This is a genomic window from Streptomyces gilvus, assembly GCF_022513565.1.
GTDB lineage: Bacteria > Actinomycetota > Actinomycetes > Streptomycetales > Streptomycetaceae > Streptomyces > Streptomyces gilvus.
The window spans coordinates 136,466-163,432 of the sequence record NZ_JAKWBE010000014.1 but is presented as its reverse complement, the minus strand read 5'-3'; the positions used below and the strand labels follow the sequence as shown (position 1 = coordinate 163,432).

Annotated in this window: 29 protein-coding genes and 1 pseudogene; 17 read left to right on the top strand and 13 right to left on the bottom strand. The window is 72.1% G+C overall.

Annotation, left to right across the window (positions count from 1 at the left end; all coding sequences use genetic code 11):
* Positions 1-10: 10 nt before the first annotated feature.
* Together MKW14_RS22645 and MKW14_RS22640 are read right to left on the bottom strand one after the other, a co-directional pair.
* Positions 11-484: a hypothetical protein gene (locus MKW14_RS22645; RefSeq protein ID WP_240864936.1), complete on the bottom strand. Its 474-nt coding sequence runs from the start codon at positions 482-484 to the stop codon at positions 11-13.
* A gap of 112 nt (positions 485-596) precedes the next feature.
* A complete protein-coding gene (locus tag MKW14_RS22640) occupies positions 597-1,109 on the bottom strand; it encodes a DinB family protein (protein WP_240864935.1) in 513 nt (170 codons plus the stop codon).
* Between the two features lie 158 nt (positions 1,110-1,267).
* Here MKW14_RS22640 and MKW14_RS22635 point away from each other — a divergent pair, with 158 nt between their 5' ends.
* A complete protein-coding gene (locus tag MKW14_RS22635; protein WP_240864934.1) occupies positions 1,268-2,173 on the top strand; it encodes a Gfo/Idh/MocA family protein in 906 nt (301 codons plus the stop codon).
* Here the strand turns inward: MKW14_RS22635 and lnt are convergent.
* Both lnt and MKW14_RS22625 read right to left on the bottom strand, forming a co-directional pair.
* Positions 2,097-3,662 carry an apolipoprotein N-acyltransferase gene (gene lnt, locus MKW14_RS22630; protein ID WP_240864933.1) on the bottom strand — a complete coding sequence of 522 codons (1,566 nt, stop codon included), beginning with the start codon at positions 3,660-3,662 and terminating at the stop codon, positions 2,097-2,099. The genes MKW14_RS22635 and lnt overlap by 77 nt on opposite strands.
* Before the next feature lie 81 nt (positions 3,663-3,743).
* The gene (locus tag MKW14_RS22625; RefSeq protein WP_240864932.1) at positions 3,744-4,208 is read right to left on the bottom strand and encodes a nuclear transport factor 2 family protein; all 465 of its coding nucleotides are present in this window, start codon (positions 4,206-4,208) and stop codon (positions 3,744-3,746) included.
* A 207-nt stretch (positions 4,209-4,415) separates the two neighbouring features.
* On the opposite strand from MKW14_RS22625, the gene MKW14_RS22620 reads away from it, so the two are divergent.
* On the top strand, positions 4,416-5,156 hold the full coding sequence (locus MKW14_RS22620) for an SDR family NAD(P)-dependent oxidoreductase (protein ID WP_240864931.1): 741 nt from the start codon (positions 4,416-4,418) through the stop codon (positions 5,154-5,156).
* A gap of 57 nt (positions 5,157-5,213) precedes the next feature.
* Here MKW14_RS22620 and MKW14_RS22615 read toward each other — a convergent pair whose 3' ends face one another.
* Together MKW14_RS22615 and MKW14_RS22610 are read right to left on the bottom strand one after the other, a co-directional pair.
* Positions 5,214-5,393 (bottom strand): hypothetical protein, encoded by a 180-nt coding sequence (locus tag MKW14_RS22615; RefSeq protein WP_240864930.1) that lies wholly within the window; start codon positions 5,391-5,393, stop codon positions 5,214-5,216.
* A 109-nt stretch (positions 5,394-5,502) separates the two neighbouring features.
* Positions 5,503-6,378: an undecaprenyl-diphosphate phosphatase gene (locus MKW14_RS22610; RefSeq protein WP_240864929.1), complete on the bottom strand. Its 876-nt coding sequence runs from the start codon at positions 6,376-6,378 to the stop codon at positions 5,503-5,505.
* Between the two features lie 251 nt (positions 6,379-6,629).
* Between MKW14_RS22610 and MKW14_RS22605 the strand changes: the two genes are divergently transcribed.
* From MKW14_RS22605 to MKW14_RS22590, 4 genes are all read left to right on the top strand, one after another.
* Positions 6,630-7,799, top strand: a complete 1,170-nt coding sequence (locus MKW14_RS22605; protein WP_240864928.1) for a Gfo/Idh/MocA family protein — start codon at positions 6,630-6,632, stop codon at positions 7,797-7,799.
* Entirely contained in the window at positions 7,796-8,722 is a 927-nt protein-coding gene (locus tag MKW14_RS22600) for a DUF6807 domain-containing protein (RefSeq protein ID WP_240864927.1), read from the top strand. The genes MKW14_RS22605 and MKW14_RS22600 overlap by 4 nt, the downstream gene beginning before the upstream one ends.
* A complete protein-coding gene (locus tag MKW14_RS22595) occupies positions 8,716-9,435 on the top strand; it encodes a cupin domain-containing protein (RefSeq protein ID WP_240864926.1) in 720 nt (239 codons plus the stop codon). The genes MKW14_RS22600 and MKW14_RS22595 overlap by 7 nt, the downstream gene beginning before the upstream one ends.
* 66 nt (positions 9,436-9,501) lie before the next feature.
* Positions 9,502-9,777, top strand: coding sequence for a YciI family protein (locus MKW14_RS22590; RefSeq protein ID WP_240864925.1), 276 nt, complete (start codon positions 9,502-9,504; stop codon positions 9,775-9,777).
* 33 nt (positions 9,778-9,810) lie between these two features.
* Here the strand turns inward: MKW14_RS22590 and MKW14_RS22585 are convergent, their stop codons facing one another.
* Positions 9,811-10,281: a winged helix-turn-helix transcriptional regulator gene (locus tag MKW14_RS22585; protein WP_240864924.1), complete on the bottom strand. Its 471-nt coding sequence runs from the start codon at positions 10,279-10,281 to the stop codon at positions 9,811-9,813.
* Between the two features lie 110 nt (positions 10,282-10,391).
* Here MKW14_RS22585 and MKW14_RS22580 point away from each other — a divergent pair, with 110 nt between their 5' ends.
* Positions 10,392-11,561, top strand: coding sequence for a thiolase family protein (locus tag MKW14_RS22580; RefSeq protein ID WP_240864923.1), 1,170 nt, complete (start codon positions 10,392-10,394; stop codon positions 11,559-11,561).
* 178 nt (positions 11,562-11,739) lie between these two features.
* On the opposite strand, the gene MKW14_RS22575 is transcribed toward MKW14_RS22580, so the two are convergent.
* Positions 11,740-12,561 carry a TVP38/TMEM64 family protein gene (locus tag MKW14_RS22575; protein ID WP_240864922.1) on the bottom strand — a complete coding sequence of 274 codons (822 nt, stop codon included), beginning with the start codon at positions 12,559-12,561 and terminating at the stop codon, positions 11,740-11,742.
* Positions 12,562-12,610: 49 nt separating this feature from the next.
* On the opposite strand from MKW14_RS22575, the gene MKW14_RS22570 reads away from it, so the two are divergent.
* The 3 genes from MKW14_RS22570 (at position 12,611) to MKW14_RS22560 (ending at position 15,738) form a co-directional block, all read left to right on the top strand.
* Positions 12,611-13,333, top strand: coding sequence for a DNA alkylation repair protein (locus MKW14_RS22570; RefSeq protein ID WP_240864920.1), 723 nt, complete (start codon positions 12,611-12,613; stop codon positions 13,331-13,333).
* Between the two features lie 298 nt (positions 13,334-13,631).
* Entirely contained in the window at positions 13,632-14,801 is a 1,170-nt protein-coding gene (gene tuf / locus MKW14_RS22565) for an elongation factor Tu (protein WP_240864919.1), read from the top strand.
* A 91-nt stretch (positions 14,802-14,892) separates the two neighbouring features.
* Complete coding sequence (locus MKW14_RS22560; protein ID WP_240864917.1) at positions 14,893-15,738, top strand: spermidine synthase; 846 nt, start codon at positions 14,893-14,895, stop codon at positions 15,736-15,738.
* 221 nt (positions 15,739-15,959) lie between these two features.
* Here the strand turns inward: MKW14_RS22560 and MKW14_RS22555 are convergent, their stop codons facing one another.
* Positions 15,960-17,258: an MFS transporter gene (locus tag MKW14_RS22555; RefSeq protein WP_240864915.1), complete on the bottom strand. Its 1,299-nt coding sequence runs from the start codon at positions 17,256-17,258 to the stop codon at positions 15,960-15,962.
* Between the two features lie 111 nt (positions 17,259-17,369).
* Complete coding sequence (locus MKW14_RS22550) at positions 17,370-18,434, bottom strand: DUF8017 domain-containing protein (RefSeq protein WP_240864914.1); 1,065 nt, start codon at positions 18,432-18,434, stop codon at positions 17,370-17,372.
* Between the two features lie 130 nt (positions 18,435-18,564).
* Here MKW14_RS22550 and MKW14_RS22545 point away from each other — a divergent pair, with 130 nt between their 5' ends.
* A complete protein-coding gene (locus tag MKW14_RS22545) occupies positions 18,565-19,017 on the top strand; it encodes a DUF4442 domain-containing protein (protein WP_240864913.1) in 453 nt (150 codons plus the stop codon).
* Between the two features lie 57 nt (positions 19,018-19,074).
* Here the strand turns inward: MKW14_RS22545 and galU are convergent, their stop codons facing one another.
* Positions 19,075-20,046, bottom strand: coding sequence for a UTP--glucose-1-phosphate uridylyltransferase GalU (gene galU / locus MKW14_RS22540; RefSeq protein ID WP_240864912.1), 972 nt, complete (start codon positions 20,044-20,046; stop codon positions 19,075-19,077).
* Positions 20,047-20,420: 374 nt separating this feature from the next.
* Here galU and MKW14_RS22535 point away from each other — a divergent pair, with 374 nt between their 5' ends.
* From MKW14_RS22535 to MKW14_RS22525, 3 genes and pseudogenes are all read left to right on the top strand, one after another.
* A complete protein-coding gene (locus MKW14_RS22535) occupies positions 20,421-22,208 on the top strand; it encodes an RICIN domain-containing protein (protein WP_240864911.1) in 1,788 nt (595 codons plus the stop codon).
* 118 nt (positions 22,209-22,326) lie between these two features.
* Positions 22,327-22,562, top strand: a pseudogene (locus MKW14_RS22530) (hypothetical protein); the annotation flags it as partial.
* 137 nt (positions 22,563-22,699) lie between these two features.
* Positions 22,700-23,350: a DedA family protein gene (locus MKW14_RS22525; RefSeq protein ID WP_240864910.1), complete on the top strand. Its 651-nt coding sequence runs from the start codon at positions 22,700-22,702 to the stop codon at positions 23,348-23,350.
* 45 nt (positions 23,351-23,395) lie between these two features.
* Here the strand turns inward: MKW14_RS22525 and MKW14_RS22520 are convergent, their stop codons facing one another.
* Entirely contained in the window at positions 23,396-23,929 is a 534-nt protein-coding gene (locus MKW14_RS22520) for a gamma carbonic anhydrase family protein (protein WP_240864909.1), read from the bottom strand.
* Between the two features lie 107 nt (positions 23,930-24,036).
* Between MKW14_RS22520 and MKW14_RS22515 the strand changes: the two genes are divergently transcribed.
* Positions 24,037-24,804, top strand: a complete 768-nt coding sequence (locus MKW14_RS22515; RefSeq protein WP_240864908.1) for an acyltransferase — start codon at positions 24,037-24,039, stop codon at positions 24,802-24,804.
* A 1-nt stretch (position 24,805) separates the two neighbouring features.
* Here the strand turns inward: MKW14_RS22515 and MKW14_RS22510 are convergent, their stop codons facing one another.
* Positions 24,806-25,663: a DMT family transporter gene (locus MKW14_RS22510; RefSeq protein ID WP_240864906.1), complete on the bottom strand. Its 858-nt coding sequence runs from the start codon at positions 25,661-25,663 to the stop codon at positions 24,806-24,808.
* 139 nt (positions 25,664-25,802) lie between these two features.
* Between MKW14_RS22510 and MKW14_RS22505 the strand changes: the two genes are divergently transcribed.
* Both MKW14_RS22505 and MKW14_RS22500 read left to right on the top strand, forming a co-directional pair.
* Positions 25,803-26,375, top strand: a complete 573-nt coding sequence (locus MKW14_RS22505; RefSeq protein WP_240864904.1) for a helix-turn-helix domain-containing protein — start codon at positions 25,803-25,805, stop codon at positions 26,373-26,375.
* A 32-nt stretch (positions 26,376-26,407) separates the two neighbouring features.
* Entirely contained in the window at positions 26,408-26,965 is a 558-nt protein-coding gene (locus MKW14_RS22500; RefSeq protein ID WP_240864903.1) for a YbaK/EbsC family protein, read from the top strand.
* The last annotated feature ends 2 nt before the right edge of the window (positions 26,966-26,967 follow it).

Genomic DNA, 26,967 nt, shown 5'->3' with positions numbered 1-26,967 from the left:
CGTCCCGGGGTCACCGCCCGTACGTCTGCCGGCAGATCACCGACTCCGGGCTGTCCGCCCGCCAGCCGCCGTACCGCTTGCCCAGGGCACACACGTCGGCCTGGCCCGTCGGAACCGACCTGGTCACATCGGGGATCTCGATGCCGGGCTGTTGCCGGTGCCGCGGCCCCGGATGCGCCGGCCGCGGCTGCGAGCGGGGCGCCGCCGGCCGGTCGACCGGGGCGGGCTCGCGTGCCGGATTCCGGTGCCGTTCCGGTGTCCTGGGCTCCGCGCTCCGGGACGGGCCGATCATCTCCAGGGCCTCCCGGGCCGGCGCCCGCACGATCTGCGGCTCCCCCTCACCGTCCGGGCGCGGGGCCGGCGGCCGGGACGGGGCCGCCGCCGGTGCCACGGGCAGGGGCGGGCGCTGGACGGTCACACAGCCGGACAGGGCCGTGACGGCCACGGTGACCAGGAGCGTTGCGGTGGTCGTCGTTCGATGCACCCGCGCAACAATGGCGTCCGAAGCGGCCCGGCGGACAGCGGATGAGCGCAGGATGCCCCGCACGGGTGATCTCCCGCCCCTTATGGCGGGCGCGGGGGCCTCCCGGCTGACGTCACTCGCCGGTGGCGCCGTCGAGGCGCTCGCGGATCAGGTCGGCGTGGCCGTTGTGCCGGGCGTACTCCTCGATCATGTGGGTGTAGATCCAGCGCAGGTTGAACTGCTCCCCGGTACGCCGGTGCAGGCTCTTGGAGAGGTCGTCCAGGCCGAAGCCCGCCACGTTGCGCCGGGCGGCCTCGATCTCGGCCTGCCAGGTGGCGTGCGCCTCCGCCCACGTGTCCGCCTCGGTCAGGTGGAACTCCCCGTCCGGGTCCTCGTCGCTGAAATAGATCGGCCCGGTGTCCTCGCCCGCGAGGACCGAGCGGAACCAGCTGCGCTCCACCTCCGCCATGTGCCGCACCAGCCCCATCAGAGACAGCTCGGAGGGCTCCACCGCGGCTGTCCTGAGCTGGGCGTCGGTCAGCCCCTCGCACTTCCAGGCCAGGGTCTGCCGGTGGTAGTCCAGCCAGCCCTCCAGCATGGTGCGCTCGTCGGCGGTGGCCGCGGGATCATGGCGTTCGGTCGACATGGCCGCATCCTTTCCCAACGCCCGTGGACCCACCACCGAATTCCTGTACGGCTCCCGGCGCGGTCGGCCGGCATGGTCAGCGCCGAGACACCGGGCCCGGAGCGGCGCCCCGGCCCGCCGTATGCTTCCGGAAGGACCACGGTTAAGGAGAGCACCCCGTGAAGGTCGGCTGCATCGGACTCGGTGACATCGCGCAGAAGGCCTATCTCCCGGTCCTCGCCGGGCTGGCCGGGGTCGAACTGCATCTGCAGACCCGGACACCCGCGACGCTCGACCGGGTCGGCGACAGTCTGCACCTGCCGCGGGACCACCGGCACGCCACCCTGGACGCGCTGCTCGCCCAGGACCTCGACGCCGCCTTCGTGCACGCGCCGACCGTGGCGCACCCGGAGATCGTCACGCGGCTGCTGGAGGCGGGCGTGCCGACATACGTCGACAAGCCGCTCGCCCACCAACTCGCCGACTCCGAGCGGCTGGTGGCGCTCGCCGAGCAGCGCGACGTCAGCCTGGCCGTCGGGTTCAACCGGCGGTTCGCGCCCGGGTACGTCCAGTGCGCCGACCATCCGCGCGAGTTGATCCTGATGCAGAAGAACCGCATCGGGCTGCCGGAGGAACCGCGCTCGATGATCCTCGACGACTTCATCCACGTCGTCGACACCCTGCGCTTCCTGGTGCCCGGCCCGGTCGACGACATGACCGTGCGGGCCCGCGTCGAGGACGGCCTGCTCCATCACGTCGTCCTGCAGCTGTCCGGCGACGGCTTCACCGCGCTCGGTGTGATGAACCGGCTCAGCGGTTCCGCGGAGGAGATCCTGGAGGTGTCCGGGCAGGACACCAAGCGTCAGGTGCTCAACCTCGCCGAGGTCGTCGACCACAAGGGCCAGCCCACCGTGCGCCGGCGCGGCGACTGGGTGCCGGTGGCCCGGCAGCGCGGCATCGAACAGGCCGCGCTGGCCTTCCTGGACGCGGTGCGCGCCGGCAAGGTGCTCAGCGCCCGGGACGCGCTGGCGACTCATGAACTGTGCGAGCGGGTGGTACGTGCGGTTCTGGAGCGGGCCGCCTGAGCCGTACGGCCCGGACGCCCTCGGCCGCGCACCACAGCGCGAGGACGACGAGGGAGCCGTGCACGGGCCAGTCGCCGTAGCGGACGTACGGGGTGACGCCGTGCGCCAGTGGGATGTCGTACACCGCTGCCGCGCTGTCGCTGGTCCCCACCCACGAGCCGATCCGCTGCCCGCTCGGCCCGTACACCGCCGACACGCCCGTCAGGGTCGCGTGCACCATCGGGCGGCCGGTCTCCGCGGCCCGCAGGGCGGCCAGCGAGGCGTGCTGCTCGGGGGCCCAACTGTGCTGGAAGGTCGACGTCGAGGACTGCGCCACCAGGACGTCGGCGCCGTCCTCGGCGAGATGACGGCTCATGTCGGGGAACGCCGACTCGAAGCAGACCATCGGGCCGATCCGCAGACCGTGACCCACGTTCATGACGACCTGCTCGGTGCCCCGCCTGCGGTCCTCACCGGCCGCCTTGCCCACGGAGGTCGCCCAGCCGAGGAACCTGCGGGCCGGTATGTACTCGCCGAACGGCACGAGCCGCATCTTGTCGTAGCGGTCACCGGTCAGGCCGTTCGGGCCGACGAGCACCGAACTCTTGTAGATGCCGGGCTTGTCGGAGCGGCGCGCGTCGACGTTGACGAGGATGTCGGCCCCGGTCGCGCGGGACAGCGCCGCGATCCGCCGCGCCAGGTCGGGCCGGTCGCCGAGGTCGTGGCCGACGCTGCTCTCACCCCAGACGATGAGGTCGAGGTGTCGTCCGACGAGTTGCCGGGTCAGCTGTTCCTCGCGGGCGAACCGCTGGTCGGCGCCCTCCATGACACCGGGCTGCACGACGGCCATCCGCACCCGGCCGTCGGTGTCGGGGCGCGGTGACCACACCCAGGCCGCGGAGGTGGCGGCGGCCGTCGCGACGATCCCGGCGACCGCCGGCACCCGGGACTCGCGCACCGACACCAGCACGGCGAGGGAGACGTTGACGGCCACCACGAGGAAGCTCAGCAGCCACACCCCGCCGACGGAGGCCAGCCGCAGCGCCGGCTGCACCTGCCACTGACTGGAGCCGAGCATGCCCCACGGCCCGCCGAGCCCCTGCCAGGACCGCACCAACTCCACCATCAGCCAGCCCGACGGCAGCACGACCAGGGCGGCCAGGCCCCGCCCCGGACCGGGCACCCCGCTCAGGAACCGCCGCACCAGCCAGCCCCACGGCGCCCACAGCGCGCCCAGGAGGGCGCCGATGACGAAGATGAACACGTTCAGACTGGGAAACAGCCAGTGGTGCACCGCCACCATGTAGCCGAACCCGCCGGCCCAGCCGTCGTAGGCGGCCCGCCTTCCCGTCGGCGCGGAGCGGATCAGCACGATCCAGGGGACGAGAGCGACGTAAGCGAACCACCACAAAGAGGGCGCGGGGAACGCGAACACGGGCAGGGCGCCGGCCAGCGCGGCGAGGGCGGAGCGCCGCCAGGGGGAGGCGAGCCATTCACCGAAGTTCCTCATGAAAGGCCTCCCTACCCGCTGGTGGCTCCAGTGTGCGTCCTTTCGGTGATCCGGAACAGATGATCCGGAACACAGGCGTGATCAGCCGGTGGTCCGCTCGGGCATGCGCCGCCACTTCTCCTGTACGACGACCTCACGCAACCGCCAGCCGTCGGAGGTCCGCAGCAGCCCGAAGGCGTAGCGCCCGCCGCACACGAAGTCGGGAGCGGCCCCCTGGGCGTCGAACCGCATGGGGTTGACGTAGTCGGCCCGCACCCGCGCGGTGTCCCCGGGGTCCTGGTCCAACGTCCCGAACCGCACACGACGGTTGACGATCAGATGCTGGCGCATCGGAAACAGCCGCATGCTCTCGGCGAGCCACGCGGCGACCTTCTCCGCCTCGCCCTCGACACCGCCGGCCGAGCGGTAGTCGGCGCGTCCGTCGGGCGTGAACAGCGCCCGGTACGCCTGCCAGTCACCGTCGTCCACGGCCGCCGCGTAGTCGGTGACCACCTCGTCGACGGCCAGTCGGTCCATCACGGTCGCGAGCTCCACGCGCTGCGTCATCGGTTCAGTGTTGGGCATCGAGGATGCCGGGCCAAGGGGCGCGAGGTGACAATCGGGCGTCGAACTCCCGCCGCCCCGCGCCTCGTTGGCCGGTCGCCGGAACTCCGTTACCGCGCAGGGCATCCTTCCCGCCGGTCGTCCTGACCGCACACTCCCCTGGGAGCTAGAGTGATCGATGATCGATCATTTCACGGGCGAGGAGGACTCATGGCACGTCCCGTCACGGTGGTCACCGGAGGCAGCAGGGGAATCGGCGCCGCGACCTGCTTGCGGCTCGCGGCGGACGGCCACGACGTGGTGATCGGCTACGTCCGCGATGCCGACGCGGCCGGGGAGGTGGCCGCGGGCGTGCGCGAGGCCGGCGGACGTGCCGTCGCGGTGCGGGTCGACGTGTCCGTCGAGGCGGACGTCGAGCGCCTCTTCGAGACGGCGGAAGGCGAACTGGGGCCGGTGACGGGGCTGGTGAACAACGCCGGTGTGACCGGGCTGCTGGGTCGTCTCGCCGACACGGACACGGCGACGCTGCGACGGGTCCTCGACGTCAACCTCCTCGGCACCCTGCTGTGTTCACGCCGGGCCGCACAGCTGATGACGGCACGGGGGAGCGGCGCCATCGTGAACGTGTCCTCGGGCGCCGCCACGCTCGGCAGCCCCGGCGAGTACGTGCACTACGCGGCGGCCAAGGCCGGCGTCGACGCGCTGACCCTGGGACTGGCGAAGGAGCTCGGGCCGGACGGCATCCGCGTCAACGCCGTCGCACCCGGCGCGATCGACACCGAGATGCACGCGGCGATGGGCGATCCCGACCGGGCGCGGCGCATGGCGGCGTCGATTCCGCTGCGGCGGCCGGGACGGGCCGAGGAGATCGCCGCGGCCATCGCGTGGTTGCTGTCACCGGAGGCGTCGTACACGACGGGCGCGGTGTTGCGCGTGGCGGGCGGCCGTTGAAGCAAACCGTCCGGCCTCAGTCGGAAACCGCCCACCCCCGACGCGGACCGCCCCGCTTCAGGCGGCCTCGATGACGTCGGCCCGGATGGCCTCCGCCCACTCGACCACCAGCAGCTCGTACTCCGCGCGCTCCTGGGCCGACAGGGAACCGCCCGCACGCAGCCAGAGCGCCCGGATCTGCTCGTTCACCTCGGCGGCGGACCGCACGGAACCAGGGGCCATGGATTCGGGGGACATGCCGACAAGCCTAGGGGCAAGCACTGACAGTGCGCTACCGGACGGCTACACATCCCATATGTTCTCGGTCACGGTTCCATGATCACGTCGTGCTTTACTGACCGGGCGGTCAGTCAGTCGACTCCGCGGCGTGCGGGCTGAGCACGCCCATGGCGACCAGGGCGATGATGACCATGCCGAGTGCGATCCGGTACCAGACGAACGGCATGAAGCTCTTGGTCGAGATGAACTTCATGAACCAGGCGATCACCGCGTACCCCGAGGCGAACGCGATCACCGTCGCGAACAGCGTCGGCCCCCACGACACATGGTCGCTCCCCATCGCGTCCTTGACCTCGAACAGCCCGGAGGCCAGTACCGCGGGGATCGCGAGGAGGAAGGAGTAGCGTGCCGCGGCCTCGCGCCTGTACCCCATGAACAGTCCGCCGCTGATCGTCGCTCCGGAGCGGGAGACGCCGGGGACGAGGGCCATGGACTGGCAGATGCCGTAGATCAGCCCGTCCTTCACGCCCAGGTTCTCCAGCGTCTTGCGCTGCTTGGGCGCCCGGTGTTTGCCCCCGGTCTCGTCGCGTGCCGCCAGCCGGTCGGCGACGCCGATGACCACGCCGATGGCGATCAGCATGGTCGCGGTGATCCGCAGGTCCCGGAACGGCCCCTCGATCTGGTCCTTGAACAGCAGGCCGAGCACGCCGATCGGGATCGAGCCGACGATCACCAGCCAGCCCGTCTGCGCGTCGTGGTCGCCCCGCCACTTCTTGCTGACCAGTGAGCGCGCCCACGCGGAGACGATCCGGCCGATGTCCCGGCGGAAGTAGATCAGCACGGCCGTCTCGGTGCCGATCTGGGTGATCGCCGTGAAGGCCGCGCCGGGGTCCTTCCAGCCGGAGAAGGCCGCGGTCAGTCGCAGATGCGCGCTGGAGGAGACGGGAAGGAACTCGGTCAGCCCCTGGACGAGCCCGAGGATGAGGGATTCAAACCAAGACATGAAGGTACGGCGTCCAAGTGCTCGTCGTGGCAGGCGCGACGGAACGTCACGCCGCAGGGCGTGCTGATCACGGGTGTGCGGGGAAGCCTATCGGGGCGGCCCGCCGCGCTGTGCGACGGGTGCCGCACGCCCTCGGCTGCGGGTGGTTGACCCGGTGCGGGGGCGGAGCTTACGTTTCCGGAGGGGAGAAAGCGCTTGCTGCGACATCTCCCGGTAAGGCCGCCGTTCCCGGAGGAGTGCTGATCGCGTCCATGCCCACGCCCGACACCCATCCCCGCTCGGCGCCCTTCGCCGGCCGCCGCATCCGGGCCGCCCTCGTCGGCATCGGCGCCATCGGACGGGGCTCCCACCTGCCCGCCCTCGCCAGGCTCGCCGAGGAGGGCGAGACGGAGGTGGTGGCGGCCGTTGACATCGATGCCACAGCCGTCGAGGAGTTCAGCCGGGCCAACGGGATCCCGCACGCCTACACCGACCTGGAACGGATGCTGCGCGAGCAGCGCCCCGACCTGGTGAGCATCTGCACCCCGCCGACCCTGCACCGCGACCAGAGCATCGCGGCGCTGCGCGCCGGGGCGTGGGTGTGGTGCGAGAAGCCGCCGGTGCCCACGCTCGCCGACTACGACGCCGTGGAGGCCGCAGAGGGCAGGGACGGCGGCCCGTACGCCTCGATCGTCTTCCAGCACCGCTTCGGCTCCGGCACCAGGCACGTACGGCGGCTGCTCGCCGAGGGGGCGGTCGGCCGGCCGCTGGTCGCGCACTGTCAGACGACCTGGTACCGGAACGCCGCCTACTACGCCGTGCCCTGGCGCGGCCGCTGGGACACCGAGGGCGGCGGTCCGGCGATGGGCCACGGCATCCACCAGATGGACCTCCTGCTGGACCTCCTCGGGCCGTGGAGCGAGGTGCGCGCCATGGCCGGGCGCCTGGTGCACGACGTGGAGACCGAGGACGTCTCCACCGCCCTGGTCCGCTTCGAGAACGGCGCCATGGCGACCGTCGTCAACAGCGTGCTGAGCCCCGACGAGGTCAGCCGTATCCGCGTCGACTGCGAGCGCGCCACCGTCGAGCTGACCCATCTGTACGGCCACTCCAACGCGAACTGGCGCATCACCCCGGCCCCTGACGTGCCGGGCGAGGAGGCCGCCGCCTGGCAGGACTTCGGCGCGGACGTGCCCAGCTCGCACCTGGAGCAGCTGCGCGAACTCGTCGCGAGCATGCGGGCCGGCGAGCGGCCGCGCAGCAGTGGCGCCGACGGGCGGACGAGCCTGGAGCTGATCGCCGCGCTCTACAAGTCGGCGTTCACCGACACGACCGTGAGGGCCGGCGAGATCGGCCCCGGTGACCCGTTCCACGCGGCGATGCACGGGGGCGTGCCCGGCTGGGCTCCCGTCGCCGCCGTCTCCCAGGAGGTGTCCGCATGAGCGCCCTGCGCCTGGTCCACGCCCACGGCGACCGCATCACGGTCAGCGAACCGGCCACCGGTGTCGAGCTGTTGAGCTACGTCTACGCCCCGGAGGCCGCGTGGGAGGCCCCGAAGCCGTACCTCCACCCGATCCGCACCCTCGCCGGTGACGTCGTCACCGACTACCGGCCCAACGACCACCGCTGGCACAAGGGCCTGCAGCTGACCGCCTCGCACCTCTCGGGCGCCAATCTGTGGGGCGGCAACTCCTACGTCCACGGCCAGGGCTATCTCGAACTCCCCGAGCGTGTCGGCTCGATGGCGCACGTGGCCTTCGACGAGGTGGCCGTCCACGACGACCGGGTGGTCATCGCCGAACGGCTCACCTGGCACCCGCACGACGGCGAGCTGTGGGCCGACGAGCAGCGCCGCGTCGAGATCCACGACGTCGACCGGGAGTCCGGTTCCTGGGCGCTGACCTGGTCCAGCGCCATCACCAACCGCCGTGACGAGCCGCTGCGGTTCGGCAGCCCGACCACCGCGGGACGCGAACTCGCGGGCTACACCGGCCTGTTCTGGCGCGGCCCGCGTGCCTTCCGGGACGGGCGGATCATCGGCCCGGACAGCGAGGGACCCGGTCTGATGGGCCGGCAGGCGCCCTGGCTCGCGTACTCCGGCGAGCACGACGGCACCGACGGCCACGCGACCCTCGTCTTCGCGCACGCCCCCGAGAACGACCACCTCGGCAGCGGGGGCGCCCACCCCGCCCACTGGTTCGTCCGCAACGACCCGTTCGCCGCCGTGGCCCCCTCCTGGGCCTTCTACGACGAACTGGAACTCGCCCCCGGCGACACCCTCGCCCGCCGCTACCGCGTCGTCGTGGCGGACGGGGCCTGGGAGCGGGAGGAGATCGCCAAGTACCTGGAGGCGCACCCGTGGTGAACGCCGGCGCATTCACCGGACTGCCCGGCGGGGTCGCGGTCTCGCACCTGTCCGTCTACGACTGGCCCGCCGACGACGGGGTCTGCGGCGGAACTCCCCATATGCACCTTGCCTGTTCGGAGGCGTACGTCGTCACCGGCGGCCGGGGCGCGGTGCAGACGCTCACGACGTCCGGGTACGAGGTCACACCCCTCGTGCCCGGGACGGTCGCCTGGTTCACGCCGGGCACCATCCACCGCCTGGTCAACGAGGACGAGCTGCGCATCACGGTCCTGATGCAGAACAGCGGCCTGCCGGAGGCGGGGGACGCGGTCCTCACCCTGCCCCCGAAGTACCTGACCGACCCGGAGACGTACGCCGAGGTGACGCGCATCCCGGCGGACGCGCCGGAGGAGGAACGCGAGCGGATCGCCCGGGCCCGCCGCGACCTGGCCCTGGAGGGCTACCGCAGGCTGCGCGAGGCGAGCGGGCCGGAGCCCCTGGCCGCCTTCCACCGCGCCGCCGCGGCGCTGGTCCGCCCGCGGCTGTCCGAGTGGCGAGAACGCTGGCAGGCCGGCGCTCAGGCGGCAGCGGCCGCCACGGGCGAGCAACTGGCCCGCCTGGAGCAGGGCGACGTCACCCACCTCGGCGAGGCCGCCGTCCGGGCCGAACTCCCTTCGGAGTACGGCAGGTTCGGGATGTGCGGTCGACTGAACGTCTACCCCGGGCCGTGACCGGGCGCCCCGATCACCCGGCGGGTAGCCTGGAGGCGTCCTCTGGGGCCAGCGTCGGGAGGCCCGATGAAGTACGTCGTGTTCTACGAGTCGGCCGACGACCTGGCCGCGAAGGCTCCCGCTCACTTCGCCGCGCACGCGGCCCGCTACCAGGAGTTCGTCGAGCGCGGTGAGCTGCTGATGATCGGGCCGTTCGGGAATCCCCAGGAAGAGGGTTCGATGGCCGTCTTCACGACGCGCGCGGCGGCCGAGGACTTCGTGGCCGGCGATCCCTTCGTCCTGCACGGCGTGGTCAGGTCCTGGCACATCCGGGAGTGGAACGAGGCCCTCCTCCCGTCCTGATCCCCGCGCGGCTCCGGTCTCAGGGTCCCGGTCCTAGGCCGCCGTGGGGCCCGAGACCGTCCAGCCCTCGGCCTGGGGGTGGGCCGTCAGGTCCTCGTGGTGGACCGGGGCGCCGCAGGACCGGCAGGTGACGACCGGGATCAGCTCGTTGCCGCAGGTGTGCTCGACCACCATCGGGAGGTCGGTGCCGTCGCGGAGGTGGCGGTCGCCCCACTCCTTCAGGGTCATCAGAACCGGCTCCAGCTCCAGGCCCGCCTGTGTCGGCCGGTACTCGAAGCGCTGCGGGCGCTCGCTGTAGGCGCGCTTGGTCAGGACCCCGGCGTCGACCAGGCGGCGCAGGCGGGTGGCGAGGACGTCGCGCGGGGCGCCGATGTTGCGTACCAGTTGGTCGAAACGGCCGTTGCCCAGGCACACCTCCCGCAGGACGAGCAGGGAGTACTTCTCGCCGACGATCGCGAGCGCGTCGGCGATCGAGCAGGGGCGCGGGTCTTTGGGTGCGGCCATGGAACCCAGTCTAGGGGAGGGTTTGATTTTCCAACTCACGGAGCTATGGTGAGTTTGGATTTCCTACTCGCTGGTAGTCCACCTGCCGACCCCGCCGTGGAGGCCGCATCATGCGTGACACAGTCATCGTCGAAGCCGTACGCACCCCGATGGGCAAGGGCAAGCCGGGCGGCGCCCTCGCGCACGTGCACCCCGTCGAACTCCTCGCCCACACCCTGCGCACGCTCGTCGACCGCGCCGGCGTCGACCCGGAGCTGATCGACGACGTCATCGGCGGCACCGTCGACCAGGTCGGCGAACAGGCCATGAACACCACCCGGTACGCCGTGCTGTCGGCGGGCTTCCCGGACACGGTCCCGGCGACCACCGTGGACCGCCAGTGCGGCTCCTCCCAGCAGGCCGTGCACTTCGCGGCCCAGGGCGTCATCTCCGGCGCCTACGACCTCGTCGTGGCCTGCGGGGTGGAGTCCATGAGCCGCGTGCCGATGTGGTCGAACGTGCCCGCGGGCAAGGACCCCTTCGGTCCCGGTGTCGCCGAGCGCTACCCGGAGGGCCTCGTCCCGCAGGGCATCAGCGCCGAGCTGATCGCCGCCAAGTGGTCGATCACCCGGGAGCAGATGGACGCCTTCGCCGTCGCCTCCCACCACAAGGCCGCCGACGCTTGGAACGACGGCCTCTTCGACGCCGAGGTCGCCACCTTGGAGGGCGTCACGCGCGACGAGTGCGTGCGCCCCGGCAGCACGCCCGAGATCCTCGCCGGCCTGAGGTCGGCCTACTACGACCCCGGTTTCGCCGAGCGCTTCCCGCAGATCGAGTGGAACGTCACCGCGGGCAACGCCAGCCCCGTCAACGACGGCGCCTCCGCCGTCCTCATCACCTCCAGCGAGACCGCGGCCCGCCTCGGCCTGCGCCCGCTCGCCCGACTGCACAGCTTCGCCGTCACCGGCTCCGACCCGCTGCTGATGCTCACCGGCGTGATCCCGGCGACCGAGAAGGTGCTGCGCAGGGCGGACCTCACTCTCGACGACATCGACCTGTTCGAGGTCAACGAGGCGTTCTCCAGCGTCGTCCTGGCCTGGCAGCAGGAGACCGGGGCCGATCTCGCCAAGGTCAACGTGCACGGCGGCGCCATCGCCCTCGGCCACCCGCTGGGCGCGAGCGGCACCCGTCTGACGACCACCCTCGTGCACGCCATGCGCGCGCGTGGCGCCCGATATGCCCTGCAGACCATGTGCGAGGCGGGCGGACTGGCCAACGCGATGGTTCTGGAAGGCCTGTAGGGGGCACGGTCCGCGCAGGTGGTGCCGGGCTGTTGGGGTCAGACCCTGCGCAGATGGGGCTCGCCTGTTGGGGGCAGGCTCCGCGCAGGTGGTGCCGGCGTGTCGCTGTCAGGCTCCGCGCAGACGGGGCCGGTGGGTTGGAGTCAGGCTCCGCGCAGACGGGGCCGGTGGGTTGGAGTCAGGCTCCGCGCAGATGGTGGCGCTTGCGCCAGGCCACCACCGCTCCCGCCACCGTCGGCAGGGCGATGGCGGCCAGCGCGATCAGGAAGAGCGGCGAGGTCGGGGCCGAGGCACGGGCCCCGGCGACGACATAGGCGGCCGTGTTCGGGATCGAGCCCAGCGCGGTCGCCACCAGGAAGGGCGTCCAGCGCATCCGGGAGACGGACGCGCAGTAGTTGACACCCCAGAAGGGAAGACCGGGGAACAGCCGCGCCGCGAGCATCGAACGCATCCCGTGCCGGCTCAACTGGCCGTCCGCCGCCTTCAGCAACCGCCCGCGCAGCAGCGGCCGCAGGGCGTCCTGGCCGAGCAGTCGGCCCAGCCCGAAGGCGATCCCGGCCCCCAGCACGGTGCCCGCCATCGACGTGGCCAGCCCGAGCGCGGAGCCGAACAGCGCCCCGGCGGCCAGGTTGAGCAGCGGGCGCGGCACGAACGCCACCGTGCACACCCCGTACGCCACCGCGAACACGAGGGCCGCCGTCATGCCTCCCAACTGCGGTGGCCAGCCGTCCGCGAGCAGCTTCTGCGGCTCGAACAGCAGCACGCTCGCCCCGGCCGCGGTCAGCAGCGCGACCAGCAACGAGAACCGCGCCCAGGGCGACAGCAGCACTCTGCCGAGGCGTACGAGCGGCGGGACGGGCGCGGCGACGGCGGCTACGGGGACCGGAACGGCGAGCTCCGCGCCGGCGGCGACCACGGGCGCGGGAACGGTGAACTCCGTGGCGGCGGCCCGGGGAGAGGCCGTGGCGGTGCCCCCAGAGCGGGTGTGGGCATCGAGCATCCGGCGACACTAACCGACGGATGTGTGTGATCGCCGTATGGTTCGTCTTATGAGCGTCACAGATGCGGTCGCCACGGGTGTGCCGTTCAGCACACTCGCCGACACCGTGCTGGAGCGGCTCACCGCCACCTACGCGCCCGCCGCCGACCCGGAACGGGCGGCGCCCATGCGCGCGTACATGAAGGACGTGGCCCCCTTCCTGGGGCTTGCCACGCCCGTGCGCCGCGCCCTGTCCCGCACCGTCGTCGCCGGTCTGCCCCGCCCCGACGAGCGGGACTGCACCGCGATCGCCCTGCGCTGCTGGCGGTTGCCCGAACGCGAGTACCACTACTTCGCGGTCGACTATCTGCGCCGCCACGCGCGCGTGTGCTCCTCGGGCTTCCTCCCGGTGGCCCGGCACCTGATCGCCACCACCTCCTGGTGGGACACCGTCGACCTGCTCGCCGCGCACGTCGTGGGCGCCCTCGTCGCGGCCGACCCGGCGCTGAAGGCGGACATGGACACCTGGATCGTCGACGACGACCTGTGGATCGCCCGCACCGCCCTGCTCCACCAGCTCCGCTACAAGGAACGCACCGACACCGAACGCCTCTTCACCTACTGCCTGCGCCAGTCCGGCCACTCCGACTTCTTCGTCCGCAAGGCCATCGGCTGGTGCCTGCGCGAGTACGCCAAGACCGACCCGGAGGCAGTACGGGCCTTCCTGGCACGCGAGCGTGGGCGGTTCGCCCCGCTGTCGGTGCGGGAGGCGCTGAAGAACATCGGGGCCTGAACGCCCCTCACCTGGACGCCCCTCACCTGAACGCCCTTCACAGACAGGCGCACGGAAAACCATTCGACGCCGGACAGGGCGTCGGCGATGATCGATCCCATGTTCCGGCACGCCTTCCTCCTCGCAGCATCCGCAGTCGCGGATGCGCCGAAGGCTGCCGTCCTGATCCTCCTGGCCGCAGTCGACGGCGCCCGAAGCTGACCCTCTCCGGATCGTCCGGCGGACCCCGCAAGGGGAGGGTCGGCCACTCCCTGGGGTCCCGCTTTCCTTCACCGCTGAGAGGCTTCGAGGTACAGCCATGCCCAAGACGGCGTACGTGCGCACCAAACCGCATCTGAACATCGGGACCATGGGTCACGTCGACCATGGCAAGACCACCCTGACCGCCGCCATCACCAAGGTGCTGGCCGAGCGCGGCACCGGCACCTTCGTGCCGTTCGACCGCATCGACCGGGCCCCGGAGGAGATCGACCGAGGCATCACCATCAACATCGCGCACGTCGAGTACGAGACCGACACCCGGCACTACGCGCACGTGGACATGCCGGGGCACGCCGACTACGTCAAGAACATGGTCACCGGGGCCGCGCAGCTCGACGGGGCGATCCTCGTCGTCTCCGCGGTCGACGGGATCATGCCGCAGACCGCCGAACACGTCCTGCTGGCCCGGCAGGTGGGCGTCGACCACATCGTCGTCGCCCTCAACAAGGCCGACGCGGGCGACGAGGAGCTCATCGACCTCGTCGAGCTGGAGGTCCGCGAACTGCTCACCGCGCAGGGGTACGGCGGCGACGCGGTGCCCGTCGTACGGGTCTCCGGGCTGAAGGCCCTGGAGGGCGACCCGCGCTGGACGGCGTCCGTGGAGGCGCTGCTCGACGCCGTGGACACGTACGTGCCCATGCCCGAGCGGTATCTGGACGCGCCGTTCCTGCTGCCCGTGGAGAACGTGCTCACCATCACCGGCCGCGGCACGGTGGTGACCGGCGCGGTCGAGCGGGGCGTCGTCCGGGTGGGCGACCGGGTCGAGGTGCTCGGCGCCGGTGTCGAGACCGTCGTCACCGGCCTGGAGACCTTCGGCAAGCCGATGGAGGAGGCGCAGGCCGGGGACAACGTGGCGCTGCTGCTGCGGGGCGTGCCCCGGGACGCGGTCCGCCGGGGGCATGTCGTGGCGGCGCCGGGCAGTGTGGTGCCGGGCCGGCGGTTCTCGGCGCGGGTGTACGTGCTGTCCGCGCGCGAGGGCGGTCGTACGACGCCTGTGTCCACGGGGTACCGGCCGCAGTTCTACATCCGTACGGCGGATGTGGTGGGCGACGTCGACCTCGGCGAGGCCGCCGTCGCGCGGCCCGGTGACACGGTCACGATGACGGTCGAGCTCGGGCGCGACGTGCCCTTGGAGGCCGGGCTCGGGTTCGCCATCCGTGAGGGCGGGCGGACCGTGGGGGCCGGGACCGTGACCACCGTGGAGTGAGGACGAGGGGCGTGGGGGACTGCGGGGCCGCTGAGGCCGGTGCACAGCCCCCGCGCCCCTTCGCGACGCCGTCGGGCCCCACAATGAGGAGGTGACCGAATCCATCCCCGTCAGCCGGACCACCGACTTCGGTGTCGTCAAGCTCATGCCCGACGTCGATCGCGAGCGGGCCTGGCTGCTGACCGTCGACGGGGCGCCGCAGTCGTACGTGGACCTGGACGAGCCGGAGCATCTGGAGTTCGAGTACGCGCGGCGGCTCGGGCATGTGCTGGACCTCGTCGCGGAACCGGGGCGTCCGCTGGACGTGCTGCATCTCGGCGGGGGAGCGCTCACGCTGCCCCGGTACCTCGCCGTCACCCGCCCCGGTTCGCGGCAGGACGTCGTCGAGGCGGACCGGGGGCTGCTGGAGCTGGTGGTGGAGCATCTGCCGCTGCCGGCCGGCGCCTCCGTCGCCCTGCACGGCGCCGACGCCCGGGCCTGGCTGGAAACGGCCCCCGCGGACTCGGCGGACGTCATCGTCGCCGACGTCTTCGGCGGCTCCCGCGTCCCGGCCCACCTCACCTCCCTCACCTACGCCCGCGAGGCTGAGCGGGTGCTGCGCGGCACCGGCGTCTACCTGGCCAACCTCGCCGACTCCACGCCCTTCGCCTTCCTGCGCTCCCAACTCGCCACGTTCGCCGCGGCCTTCGAGCACCTCGTGCTGATCGCCGAACCGGCCGTGCTGCGGGGCCGCCGCTTCGGCAACACGGTCCTCGTCGCCGCGCACCACCCCCTGGACACCGCCACCCTGTCCCGCCGCACCGCCTCCGACGCCTTCCCCGCCCGCGTCGAACACGGCCCGGGGCTACGGAAGTTCATCGCCGACGCCAGACCCGTCCGGGACGAGAACGCCGTACCCTCCCCCGAGCCCCCCGACGGAGCGTTCGGCATCGGCTGAGCCATCGGGGTTTCGACGAGCAGCAGCTCGCCTGTCCGCGCCCTTCCGGAGGACTTCGCGGCCGGGTGGCAACTTGGCCGGGGTTTGCGGCACTTCACGCCGGTGCGCGTCCCGTGCGGGGCGAAGGAGGCCCTGCCGTCACCGGTGCCCCCGACTCGAGCTGGGCCTAAGGGACTTCGTCGCCGGTGCGCGTCCTGGGCGGGGCGAAGGACGCCTTGTCGTCAGCCGTGTCCCCCGACGGGGCGTTCGGTGTCGGAGGAGGTGTTCGGGGTTTCGGGGAGTTGTGGGTGGTCGGCGCGGCGTAGGTTGCGTACGTCCGGTACCGCCAGCACGGCGGCAGTGACGACCACGATCAGGGCCGAGCAGCACCACAGCGCGGCACTGCGCCCGAGCGCGTCCTCGGCCGGGCCGGCCAGGGCCGCGGCGAGCGGCATCAGCGCGATGGAGCCGAACCAGTCGTAGGCGGAGACCCGGGAGAGCTTCTCCTCGGATATCTCCTGGTGCAGCGCGGTCATCCAGCTCACCCCGAACACCTCCACCAGCGAGCCCGACAGGAACATCACCGCGCAGAGCACCCCCACCGGCGTCGGTATCGCGAGGGCCGCCGACGGCAGGGCCATCGGGAAGACGCACAGGGTGCCGGCCAGCAGCAGTCGGCGGGGTCTCCAACGGGTCATCAACAGCGCTCCGGCGACCGTGCCCGCGCCGAAGAAGCCCAGGGCCAGGCCCCACGGGCCCGCCCCGCCGAGGGCGTCGCGGGCGACGAGCGGGCCGTAGACCGAGTCGGCGGCGCCGAGCACCGCGTTGGCGATCGAGAACTGCACGACGATGCCCCACAGCCACGGCCGCCCGCTGAACTCCCGCCAGCCCTCCCGCACATCGGCGATCACCCCGCCGCCCGGCTCCCGCGGCGGGATGTGGCTGACGTCGAGGAAGGACCGCAGCGACCCGGCCACGGCGAAGGCCGCCGCGTCCGCCGCGAGCACCCAGCCCGGCCCGACCGCGGCGACCATCGCGCCCCCGAGCGCGGCCCCGCCCAGCCCCGCCCCCTGCATCGCCATCCGGAACAGCGCGAACGCGCGGCTGGCCTGCTCGCCCGTCACCGACGACATCAGCATGCCCTCGGCGGCGGGGCTGAAGAAGGCCTGGCCGGTGCCGCCGAGGGCGCTGAGCAGCATCATCTGCCACAGCCGGGGGTGTCCGGCCAGGACGAGTGCCGCGAAGACGCCCTGGGAGAGGCAGTTGAGGGCGTTGGCCGTGACCATCACGCGATGCCGGGGCAGCCGGTCCGCCACCGCGCCGCCGATCAGCAGGAACACCACCAGCGGCAGCGTGCGCGCGGCCGCCACCAGGCCCACGTCGCCGCCGTCGCCGCCGGCCTCCAGCACGGCGAACGCGGAGGCGATCAGCGCACCGTTGCTGCCGAGGTTGGTGACGACCGCCGCGGCGGTCAGCAGGCGGTAGTTGCGGCCGGCCCCGGCGGGTCTGCGAGGGCTGTCGGAGGCGTCGGCGGAGGTCACCGGCCGACTATCGCCGCAGTGACCCCCGCTTGCCAAACCGTTTCCGCGCCATACCGCAGGCCTCCTCGGCCACGGTCGGAAGCCTCCTCGGCCACCGCAGGAGCCGTGGGGTCAGCCGCCGGTCGGCGGTTCCTTGGCCAGCCGTACCGTGCTCATGATCTTCATGACGGTCGCGTCCGGCACCTCTCCCTTGACGCCCGTCGCGCCGTAGAGACTCCAGGCGACGAAGTCCCCGGCGGAGTTCTTGAAGCCGAAGGTGATGGCCTTGCCGTCACTGTCGCACTTGGACTTGCCGATCTGCGGGCTGTTCTTGGACCGGGCCCAGGCGTAACTGCCCTCGATGCCGGAGGCCGTGGTGAACTTCTTGGCCGTCTTGTCGTAGGTGATGCTCTTTTTGTCCGGCTGGGTGTAGCCGCCGTAGACCCACCAGGGCACCTGGTTCACGGCGACCTGGTCGGTGCTCTTGGCGCCGTCCGCTCCCTTGGTGCCCACGGCGGCGAGCGCCGTGTCCTCCGTCCTGCCGTCCTTGTCGTCGTCGGAGGTGCACCACTTGGACTTGTAGTACGCCGGCGCGGACATCGTGATCAGCGGCTTGCTGTTGGCGTCCTTCTTGTCCTCGAAGCCGATCAGCATGGTCGGCGAGTCGACCTCCCAGTCGGCCGGCACGTCGAAGACGGTGCCCCACTTGGGGTTGACCACGGCCTTCCAGCCCGCGATGGTCGCCTTCTCGGTGGTGCCGCCGCGCGGATCGTCGTCGGAGGCGGACTGGCTCGGTTCCTCCGACGAGGTGGGCGACTGGCTCGCCTGCTTGTCGCCGCCCGAACCGCCGTCCGCCTTGTCGTCGTTGCCGCCGCCCAGGACCAGGGCGCCGGTGACGCCGGCCGCCACGACCACGGCCGCGGCGGCCACGATCGCGACCAGCTTCGTCCTGTTGCCCCCGCCCCCGCCGCCGCTGGGCGGCTGCGGCGCCCCCACAGGGCCCGGCGGGCCCCACTGCGGCTGCTGCGCATAGGGGTTGGGTTGCTGGTATCCGGGCTGCTGGTACGGATTCGGCTGTTGGTACCCGGGCTGCTGGTACGGATTGTGCTGCTCCTGCGGAACCGGCGGGACGGGTCCCTGGGGAGTGTGTCCCTGCGGGTTCTGCTCGCCCCCTGGCGGCTGCTGTCCTGGCCACATGGGCAGCAACCCTAGTGCCGTCCGGGACACGATTCGGTCACTGTGGCTCGTCGACGCCGTGGCAAAGGGCGGAGCGGCGCTCGTCACACCACTCTGGCCAGCCGACGCTACCCGTGGGTAACATCCGGTCATGAGCGCAGATCAGATGTCCGTCGGCGAGCTGCTGGCCGCGACGGTGCCCATGGCCCGGACCCTGAACCTCGAGTTCCTCGAGACCACGCCCGAGAAGGCGGTGGTGACCCTGCCGGACCAGGGCGAGTACCACAACCACGTGGGCGGACCGCACGCCGGCGCGATGTTCACGCTCGGTGAGACCGCGAGCGGCGCGATCGTGCTGGCCGCCTTCGGGGACCAGCTCGCGCGGGCCGTGCCGCTGGCCGTGAGCGCGGAGATCGGGTACCGGAAGCTGGCGATGGGGGCGGTCACCGCGACCGCGACCCTCGGCCGCCCGGCCACCGACGTCGTGGCCGAACTGGACGCGGGACAGCGCCCGGAGTTCCCGGTGTCGATCGAGATCCGGCGCGGAGACGGTGCCGTCACCGGCGAGATGACCGTCGTGTGGACCCTGCGCCCCAACGGCTGAGCGCCGTCGCGGGAATGGGCCCGGGGAGTACGTCGTCCCCGGGTCCTTGTCGTGTCGTCAGGCCGCGACCCGGCGGCGTCCGCCGGCGGTGCCGGACTCCAGGTCCGCCACGAACTCCTTGAGCCAGGCGACGAATTCGGGGCCCAGGTCGTCCCGGTCGCAGGCCAGCCGGACGACCGTGCGCAGATAGTCGGCCTTGTCGCCCGTGTCGTAGCGCAGTCCGTCGAAGACCACCCCGTGCACCGTGCCGCCCTCGGCCAACTCCTGCAGGGCGTCGGTCAGTTGGATCTCGCCGCCGCGGCCGGGCGCGGTGCGCTCGAGGGTGTCGAAGACGGCCGGGTCGAGGACGTAGCGGCCGATGACCGCGTATGTGCTGGGCGCGTCCTGGCGGGACGGCTTCTCCACCAGGCCGGTGACCCGGACGACGTCGTCCTCGCCGGTCGCCTCCACGGCCGCGCAGCCGTAGAGATGGATCTGCTCCGGCGGCACCTCCATCAGGGCCACCACGCTGCCCGAGTAGTGGTCGCGCACGTCCAGCATCCGGCTCAGCAGCGTCTCGCGCGGGTCGATGAGGTCGTCGCCGAGCAGGACGGCGAACGGCTGGTCGCCGACATGGCGGCGGGCGCACAGGACGGCGTGCCCGAGGCCGAGCGGCTCGCCCTGCCGGATGTGGTGGATGCCGGCCAGCCGGGCCGGGTCGCGCACGGCGTCCAGTCGCACGGCGTCTCCCTTGGCCGCCAGGGCCTGCTCCAGCTCGAAGGCGTTGTCGAAGTGGTCCTCGATGGCCCGCTTGTGCCGCCCGGTGACCATCAGGACGTCGTCGAGCCCGGCCGCGGCGGCCTCCTCGACGACGTACTGGATGGCCGGCTTGTCGACGACGGGCAGCATCTCCTTCGGGGTGGCCTTGGTGGCGGGCAGGAAGCGGGTGCCGAGTCCGGCGGCCGGTACGACGGCCTTGCGGACGCTGCGGACGCCGCGGGCGGGGGCGGGGGCGGGGACGGGGGCGCTCGAAGAGTGGGGGGCGATCATGCGGCTCATGCTGGCCCACGGGGATGAGAGTCCGCCGAGAGAAACGTCGGAACCCGCTGTGCGTCCGGCCGGACGGGCTCACGGAGTTGAAGGTTTCGTGTGTCAATGGCCCCCAGGTGTACACAACTCGGCGGACAGGTGAACGCCCATTTCGAATGCGGGTGCGGATACCGCCGGTAACTTATCTGAAGTCGCCCGTCTTTGAACTTCGGTCATCCGAACTTCTTGTTTCCTGTACATCAATTGTGCGAAAGTGAGCGGCCTTATGGCGGTGAGTATCCGACGCCGCATAGGTATGCACCAATCAGGTACCTGCTTTCCGACGGACGCGCGTATTCCGCCTGCCGTCCTGCGGCTTGGAAGGAATTGGTTCAGTGCAATCCCCCTACCCCCCACGACCTCCGTTCCCGCCGCGCCCCGGCTCCGGGCCGGAGGAGTCCGACCGCAACCTCGTCGCGCAGCTGGGCCAGGGCGTCGACGGTACGCGCGCGGGTGCGTTGCTGCTGGCCAGGCACTGGCAGGCGGCGTATGACTACGCTGCCATATGTCTGGTCGCGGCGGACGGTCCGGCGTCCATGGTCGCGGCCGCCGCGTTCCACCGGGTGCTCGGCCGGCCCGCTCCCGGCGCACTGCGGCCGCAACTGCTGGGAGCCGTCCGGGACACGGTCAAGGAGTGGGCCGCGGACGAGCGGATTTCTCTTCTGCTGCCGGAACTCCGCAAACCGACAGGAGGGCGCGGGCTGCGTGCCGCACGCTCCGTGACGCCCGAAAGGCGACAGCTCGCCGAACGGGCATTCCGTGCCCTTCCGGGAGCCTCTCAATGCCTGTTGTGGCACACCGAGGTGGAGGCGGAATCGATAACCATACCAGCCGGTCTGTTGGGCGTGGACGCGCCCACCGCCTCGGCCGCGCTGGAGCAGGCGCGCGAGCAATTCCGCACCGGCTGCGTGCGCGCCCACCGGGAACTGGCGCCCGGCAGGGAATGCCGCTTCTACAACCGCCTCCTCGACGTCCCCATACGCCGGGGCGGCGCCCTGCTCCCGGACGTCCAGCAGCATCTGGCGGAGTGCCGCTACTGCCGGCACGCCGCCGAGCAGCTCAGCCATTTCGAGAGCGGGCTCGAGGTGCTACTCGCCGAGACCGTCCTCGGCTGGGGCGCCCAGCGCTACCTCGACTCCCGCCCCGGCCGCGGCGGGGACCGCTCAACACGGCCCGGCCGTCCGGGCAGCGGCGGACGGCACCGGCCCGCCACGCCCCGCAGGCACACCAAGGCCGTGGTCGCCGGGGTCGGCCTGACCGCCCTCGCCCTGCTCCTCACCGTTCTGGTCACCAAGGGCTGGTCCGACGACAACGGTGTCCCGAACGTACGGGCCACCTGGAGCGCGGTGAGCAGCAGGTCCCTCGGTCCGGCCCGGTCCGCCGGCGACACCTCGTCCGCCGGATCACCCATGCCCGCCTCGGCCGGGCACTCCGTCGAGGTCGGCCGCGGCCGGCTCCGCAACACCGACCGGGGCCTGTGCCTCGACGCCGCGGGCGGCCGGATGGAGGCAGGGGTGGCGGCGGTGCTGGCGGACTGTTCCGCCGCCGCGTCCCAGCAGTGGTCGTACCAGGACGACGGCCTGCTGCGCAGCGACGCCGATCCGGCCCTCTGTCTGGACGCCGACAAGCGCTCGCTGGTCCTCGCCGGTTGTGTCGTGCACGCGGGGGAGGTGCGCTACGACCTCACGGTGCGCGGGGAGTTGCTGCTGCGCGGCGGCGACGGACTGCTCGTCGCGGCCGGACGGGGCACGCGCCTGGAGGTCGCCGAGCGGAACGGCTCGGCCGGGCAGCGCTGGGAGCTGGAGACCGCCGGCGGCGATGTGCGCGCCCCGGAGGACCCGGGGAAGCGGCCCTCGGAGGAGCAGCCCGCGCCCGGCACGAGCCCGTCCGCGCCGCCGCCCGGCCGCGACCCACGACCGGCGCCCCGGGACGAGCAGTACCGACCGAAGTTCGCCCCCGCCCACAGCGAGCCCCGGCCCGCCGAGCCGCCCGCCCCGCCGCTCCACCAGGTTCGCGCGCTGACCGCCGACACCTTGAACACGGTCACGACCACCCTCGGCTCCGTCCTGAACCGCACGGGCCCTGCAGACCTGAGCCCAACAGGCCCCCTCGGCCTCGACTGAACGAGCCCTGCCGGGGCCGCCCCAGGCCGGGGCGACCCCGGCGACAACCGCGGCACCTTCCCGCCGGCCCCAGGCGGCACGGTCGCGGTGATCGGCCCGACCCGCAGCCTGCCCTTCGTCAGCGGCGGCGGCAGCTCCCACGTCGTCCCCACCCCTGACCACGCAGTACGCGATGTCCTGGCCGGACGTGAGGGTGAACGCGGCCGACCCGGGCTGCACCGCGACCGACTTCAACGGGCACAGCGGCCCGCAGACGGTGACCGAGGCACCGACGCCATCGTCGAACTCGCCACCATCGGGGCCGACGGGCCGACCGGGACCTTCCGTGACCGTGACGGTGAGCCGGCCTGGTGACACCCCGAGCGTCGTGATGTGCGCTCTCCGGGACGGCGCCCTGGTGGGCCGACCCGGTAGGCTTCCCGGTATGCGCCCCCGTGCGGCGCATACCAGGAAGACGGCTGTCAGGGTTCACGATCGGGGAGGAACCGGCGTTGCACGTCCAGGAGTGGCTTGACACGGTGCCCGCGGCCGCCGTATACGCCGTGGTGGCGCTGGTCATCGGCCTGGAGAGCCTGGGCGTCCCGCTGCCGGGCGAGATCGTCCTGGTCTCGGCGGCCCTGCTGTCCTCCCAGCACTCCGGCATCAACCCGGTGGTCCTCGGTGCCTGCGCCACCCTCGGCGCGGTCATCGGCGACTCCATCGGGTACGCCATCGGCCGCAAGGGCGGCCGGCCACTGCTCGCCTGGCTCGGCAGGAAGTTCCCCAGACACTTCAGCGAGGGCCATGTCGCCACCGCCGAGCGCTCCTTCGAGAAGTGGGGCATGTGGGCCGTCTTCTTCGGCCGCTTCATCGCCCTCCTGCGCATCTTCGCCGGCCCCCTCGCCGGCGTCCTCCACATGCCGTACTGGAAGTTCCTGATCGCCAACGTCCTCGGCGGCATCTGCTGGGCGGGCGGCACCACGGCGGTCGTCTACTACGTCGGCGTCGTCGCCGAGGACTGGCTGAAGCGCTTCTCGTACGTGGGCCTGGCGGCGGCGGTGCTGGTCGGTGTGGCGTCGATGCTGGTCGTACGGCGCAAGGCCAGGAAGGCGACGGCGGAGCGGGAAGCGGCCGAGTCGGAGCCGGTCCCCGCCGCCGACTGACGTCCAGGACCGGCGACAGCTGCCGCCGACTGACGCCCCGACGGGCTACGGCTTCTCGTGCAATTCGTGGTGCGCGTTGGCGAGTTCGGCGTAAAGCGTTCCGTTCAGCGTGATCCCCTGGCGCTCCTCGTCCGTGAGGGGCCTCTTGACCCTGGCCGGCACCCCCGCCACCAGTGACCCCGGCGGCACCTGCATCCCCTGCGGCACCAGTGCCTGCGCGGCGACCAGCGACCCCGCGCCGATCACGGCGCCGTTCAGCACGGTCGCGCCCATCCCGACGAGGCAGTCGTCTCCCACGGTCGCCCCGTGCACCACCGCGTTGTGACCGACGGAGACCCGCTCCCCGACATGGACCGGGAACCCCGGGTCCGCGTGCAGGGTGCAGTTGTCCTGGACGTTGGCCTGGGCCCCGACGAAGATCCGGTCGACGTCACCCCGCAGCACGGCGCCGTACCAGACACTCGCCCCCGCCTGCAGCGTCACGTCCCCGATCACCGACGCCGTCGGCGCGACGAAAGCCTCCTCGTCGATCTTCGGTTCCTTGCCGCCGATGCCCGTGATCAACGCCTTGTGCGTCATCGCCCTCTCCTCGTCGTCGTGACAGAGGCACGGTACGCCACCTGTTGGGGTGAAGATCACAGCCCCTCGACCTCATCAGGCCGGCCAACGCTCAGTACGGTGACTGGGTGCCGAAGAGCAAGAACACGTTCTCATCCTGGCGGCGGAACCTGACGCAGCGCGCCGTCCACGCGGGCTGGGCCTGGGTGCAGCGCACGGGCTCGGTGACGGCCGAGAGTCCCGGCCGCTTCCGCTTCGGCGCCCTCGGCGCGCACACCCGTCTGGCCTTCCCGCTCGGCACCGTCTTCGGCGAACCCTGGATCCACCTCGGTTCCCACTGCATCGTCGGCGAGCAGGTCACCCTGACGGCGGGTCTGATGCCCGACCTCGACCTCGGCCCCGAACCGATCCTGCGCATCGGCGACGGCGTGGTCCTGGGCCGCGGCAGCCACGTCATCGCCGACACCACGGTGACCATCGGCAGCGACTGCTACTTCGGGCCGTACGTCTACATCACGTCGACCAACCATTCCTACGACGATCCGCACCAGCCGATAGGCAAGCAGTGGCCGCGCATGGAGCCGGTGGAGATCGGTCCGGGCTGCTGGGTCGGCACGAACGCCGTGATCCTGCCCGGCGCGAAGATCGGCCGGAACGTGGTCGTGGCCGCCGGCGCGGTGGTCCGCGGTGTCGTGCCCGACCATGCCGTGGTCGCGGGCGCGCCCGCCAAGGTCGTACGGCGCTGGACGGCCGCCGACGGCTGGCAGCCGCCGCTGAGGACGCCCGCGCCGGTGCCGATCCCCGACGGTGTGACGCCGGAGCAGTTGTGCGCCCTCTCGGAACTGGACGACGAGGCGGTGGCGAGGCTCGCCGAACTGGACGCAGAGCCCTCCTGACTCAGCCCGTGGCCAGGAGCAGCGTGCCCACCAGGGCGAGGCCCGCGCCCGCCGCCTGGATCGCGCGGAGCCGTTCGCGGAGGATGCCGCGGGCGGCGAGGGCGGTCACCACCGGGTAGAGCGAGGCGAGCACGGCGGCCACCGTGACGGGACCGTGCTGGGCGGCCACCGAGTAGGTGCCGTTGGCCGCGACGTCCGCGAGCCCGACGAAGGCGAGGGCCGGCAGCGCGGCCCAGGGGAAGCGGCCACCGGGGAGAGCCTCGCCGCCCCGCTTCACGGAGACGTACAGGGCGACACCGCCCCCGAGCACGTTCGTCACGCGCTGCACGAACAGGGCGAGGAACAAGCCGGTGACGGTCGTCGACGCCTCCGCGATCAGGGCGAACACCGTGCCGAAACCGAGCGCCGCGATCAGCGTCAGCGTGATCGCCCGGCGCTGCACGGCGGCGCCCCCGAGCTGCGGACCGCCCGCCAGCACCACACCCGTGACGGCGACGGCGATCCCGGCCACCTGGATCAGACCGGGGCGCTCGCCGAGGAACAGGCCCACGCCGACCGGGACGGCCACGCTCAGGGTCGCGAGCGGCGAGACGACCCCCATCGGACCCAGCGCGAGCGCCTTGTAGAAGGAGATCATCGCCACCGGCCCGGCGAGCCCCGCCGCGAAGGCGAACCACAGCCGCGGCCCGGCCTCACTCCAGCCGCCCGTGGCCACGACGATCGCGCCGAGCACGGCCGCCGCGATCGTCTGCGAGACGACGACCACCGTCAGGGCCGGGGTGCGCCGGGTGAGCAGTCCGCCGCCGAAGTCGGCCAGGCCCCAGAGCAGGCTCGTGGCCAGGGCGAAGAATGCTGTCACGGCGTGCCTCGCAGTACAGTTCGGTGAACGATCGGGCGCATCTCACCGTAGTCCAGTTGAGTGAACCCTGTCATCCAAGATATTGGTCTCCCGGTCATCCAGGACAAGTGACCTTCCGAGAATTGGACGTTGGACGAACGTGTCGGACCTCGACCTGCTGAACCAGTCCCTGGCGCGCAACGTCAAGCGCTGGCGCAACGAGCGCGGCTTCACGCTGGACACGCTCGCCGCCCGCGCCGGCGTCAGCCGGGGCATGCTGATCCAGATCGAGCAGGCCCGCACCAACCCGAGCATCGGCACGGTCGTGAAGATCGGCGACGCGCTCGGCGTCAGCATCACCACCCTGCTCGACTACGAGCAGGGGCCGAAGGTCCGTGTCGTCCCGGCCGACCAGGTGGTCCGGCTCTGGCACACCGACGCCGGCAGCTACAGCCGGCTCCTCGCCGGCACCGAGGCGCCCGGGCCGCTGGAGATGTGGGAGTGGCGGCTGATGCCGGGGGAGGGCAGCAGCTCGGATCCGCACCCCGCCGGCACGGTGGAGATCGCCCATGTCACCGAGGGCGAGCTGACCCTCACCGTGGAGGGCGCCGAGCACCGCGTCCCGGCCGGTGCGAGCGTCACCTTCGAGGCCAACGCCCCGCACGCCTACGGCAACCAGGGCGAGGTCCCCACGCGGTTCGTGCTGGCGGTCTCCGTCCCGCCCGTCCCCTGATCGGGCGCCGGCCGCCCTGTTAGCGTGCCGTCATGGACGCACCCATCGGACACTTCGACACCGCCCTCCCCGCCCCCGACGCCCTCGGCGAACTGACCGCCCCGGTCGCCGCCGCCGTACGCGACTGGGGCGGCAGCGTCCCGGCCGATCAGATCGTGTACGTCGACACCGACCCGCAGTGGGCGGACACCGCGGTCTTCGTCCAGCACTACGGGCAGGAACTGCTGGAGAAGTCCGCGAACTGCGTCGTCGTCGCGGGAAAACGGGGCGGCGGGACGACGCTGGCCGCGTGCGTGGTGCTGTCCACGACCCGGGTCGACGTCAACGGCGTGGTGCGCCGCCAACTCGGGGCCCGCAAGGCGTCGTTCGCGTCGATGGACACGGCCACGGGGGAGAGCGGCATGGAGTACGGCGGCATCACCCCGATCGGACTCCCCACCGGCTGGCCCCTGTTGATCGACTCGGCCGTCGTGGACCTGCCGTACGTCCTGGTGGGCAGCGGCCGCCGCAGGGGCAAACTGCTGGTCCCGGGCAAGGCCTTCGCGGAGTTGCCGGGAGCCGTGGTGCTGGAGGGACTCGGGGCGGCCTGACC

Coding starts and splice junctions, on each gene's coding strand:
- MKW14_RS22640 (WP_240864935.1), bottom strand. CDS start 1,109: ATGTCGACCGAACGCCATGATCCCGCGGCCACCGCCGACGAGCGCACC.
- lnt (WP_240864933.1), bottom strand. CDS start 3,662: ATGAGGAACTTCGGTGAATGGCTCGCCTCCCCCTGGCGGCGCTCCGCC.
- MKW14_RS22625 (WP_240864932.1), bottom strand. CDS start 4,208: ATGACGCAGCGCGTGGAGCTCGCGACCGTGATGGACCGACTGGCCGTC.
- MKW14_RS22620 (WP_240864931.1), top strand. CDS start 4,416: ATGGCACGTCCCGTCACGGTGGTCACCGGAGGCAGCAGGGGAATCGGC.
- MKW14_RS22615 (WP_240864930.1), bottom strand. CDS start 5,393: ATGTCCCCCGAATCCATGGCCCCTGGTTCCGTGCGGTCCGCCGCCGAG.
- MKW14_RS22610 (WP_240864929.1), bottom strand. CDS start 6,378: ATGTCTTGGTTTGAATCCCTCATCCTCGGGCTCGTCCAGGGGCTGACC.
- MKW14_RS22605 (WP_240864928.1), top strand. CDS start 6,630: ATGCCCACGCCCGACACCCATCCCCGCTCGGCGCCCTTCGCCGGCCGC.
- MKW14_RS22600 (WP_240864927.1), top strand. CDS start 7,796: ATGAGCGCCCTGCGCCTGGTCCACGCCCACGGCGACCGCATCACGGTC.
- MKW14_RS22590 (WP_240864925.1), top strand. CDS start 9,502: ATGAAGTACGTCGTGTTCTACGAGTCGGCCGACGACCTGGCCGCGAAG.
- MKW14_RS22585 (WP_240864924.1), bottom strand. CDS start 10,281: ATGGCCGCACCCAAAGACCCGCGCCCCTGCTCGATCGCCGACGCGCTC.
- MKW14_RS22580 (WP_240864923.1), top strand. CDS start 10,392: ATGCGTGACACAGTCATCGTCGAAGCCGTACGCACCCCGATGGGCAAG.
- MKW14_RS22575 (WP_240864922.1), bottom strand. CDS start 12,561: ATGCTCGATGCCCACACCCGCTCTGGGGGCACCGCCACGGCCTCTCCC.
- MKW14_RS22570 (WP_240864920.1), top strand. CDS start 12,611: ATGAGCGTCACAGATGCGGTCGCCACGGGTGTGCCGTTCAGCACACTC.
- tuf (WP_240864919.1), top strand. CDS start 13,632: ATGCCCAAGACGGCGTACGTGCGCACCAAACCGCATCTGAACATCGGG.
- MKW14_RS22550 (WP_240864914.1), bottom strand. CDS start 18,434: ATGTGGCCAGGACAGCAGCCGCCAGGGGGCGAGCAGAACCCGCAGGGA.
- MKW14_RS22545 (WP_240864913.1), top strand. CDS start 18,565: ATGAGCGCAGATCAGATGTCCGTCGGCGAGCTGCTGGCCGCGACGGTG.
- galU (WP_240864912.1), bottom strand. CDS start 20,046: ATGATCGCCCCCCACTCTTCGAGCGCCCCCGTCCCCGCCCCCGCCCCC.
- MKW14_RS22520 (WP_240864909.1), bottom strand. CDS start 23,929: ATGACGCACAAGGCGTTGATCACGGGCATCGGCGGCAAGGAACCGAAG.
- MKW14_RS22500 (WP_240864903.1), top strand. CDS start 26,408: ATGGACGCACCCATCGGACACTTCGACACCGCCCTCCCCGCCCCCGAC.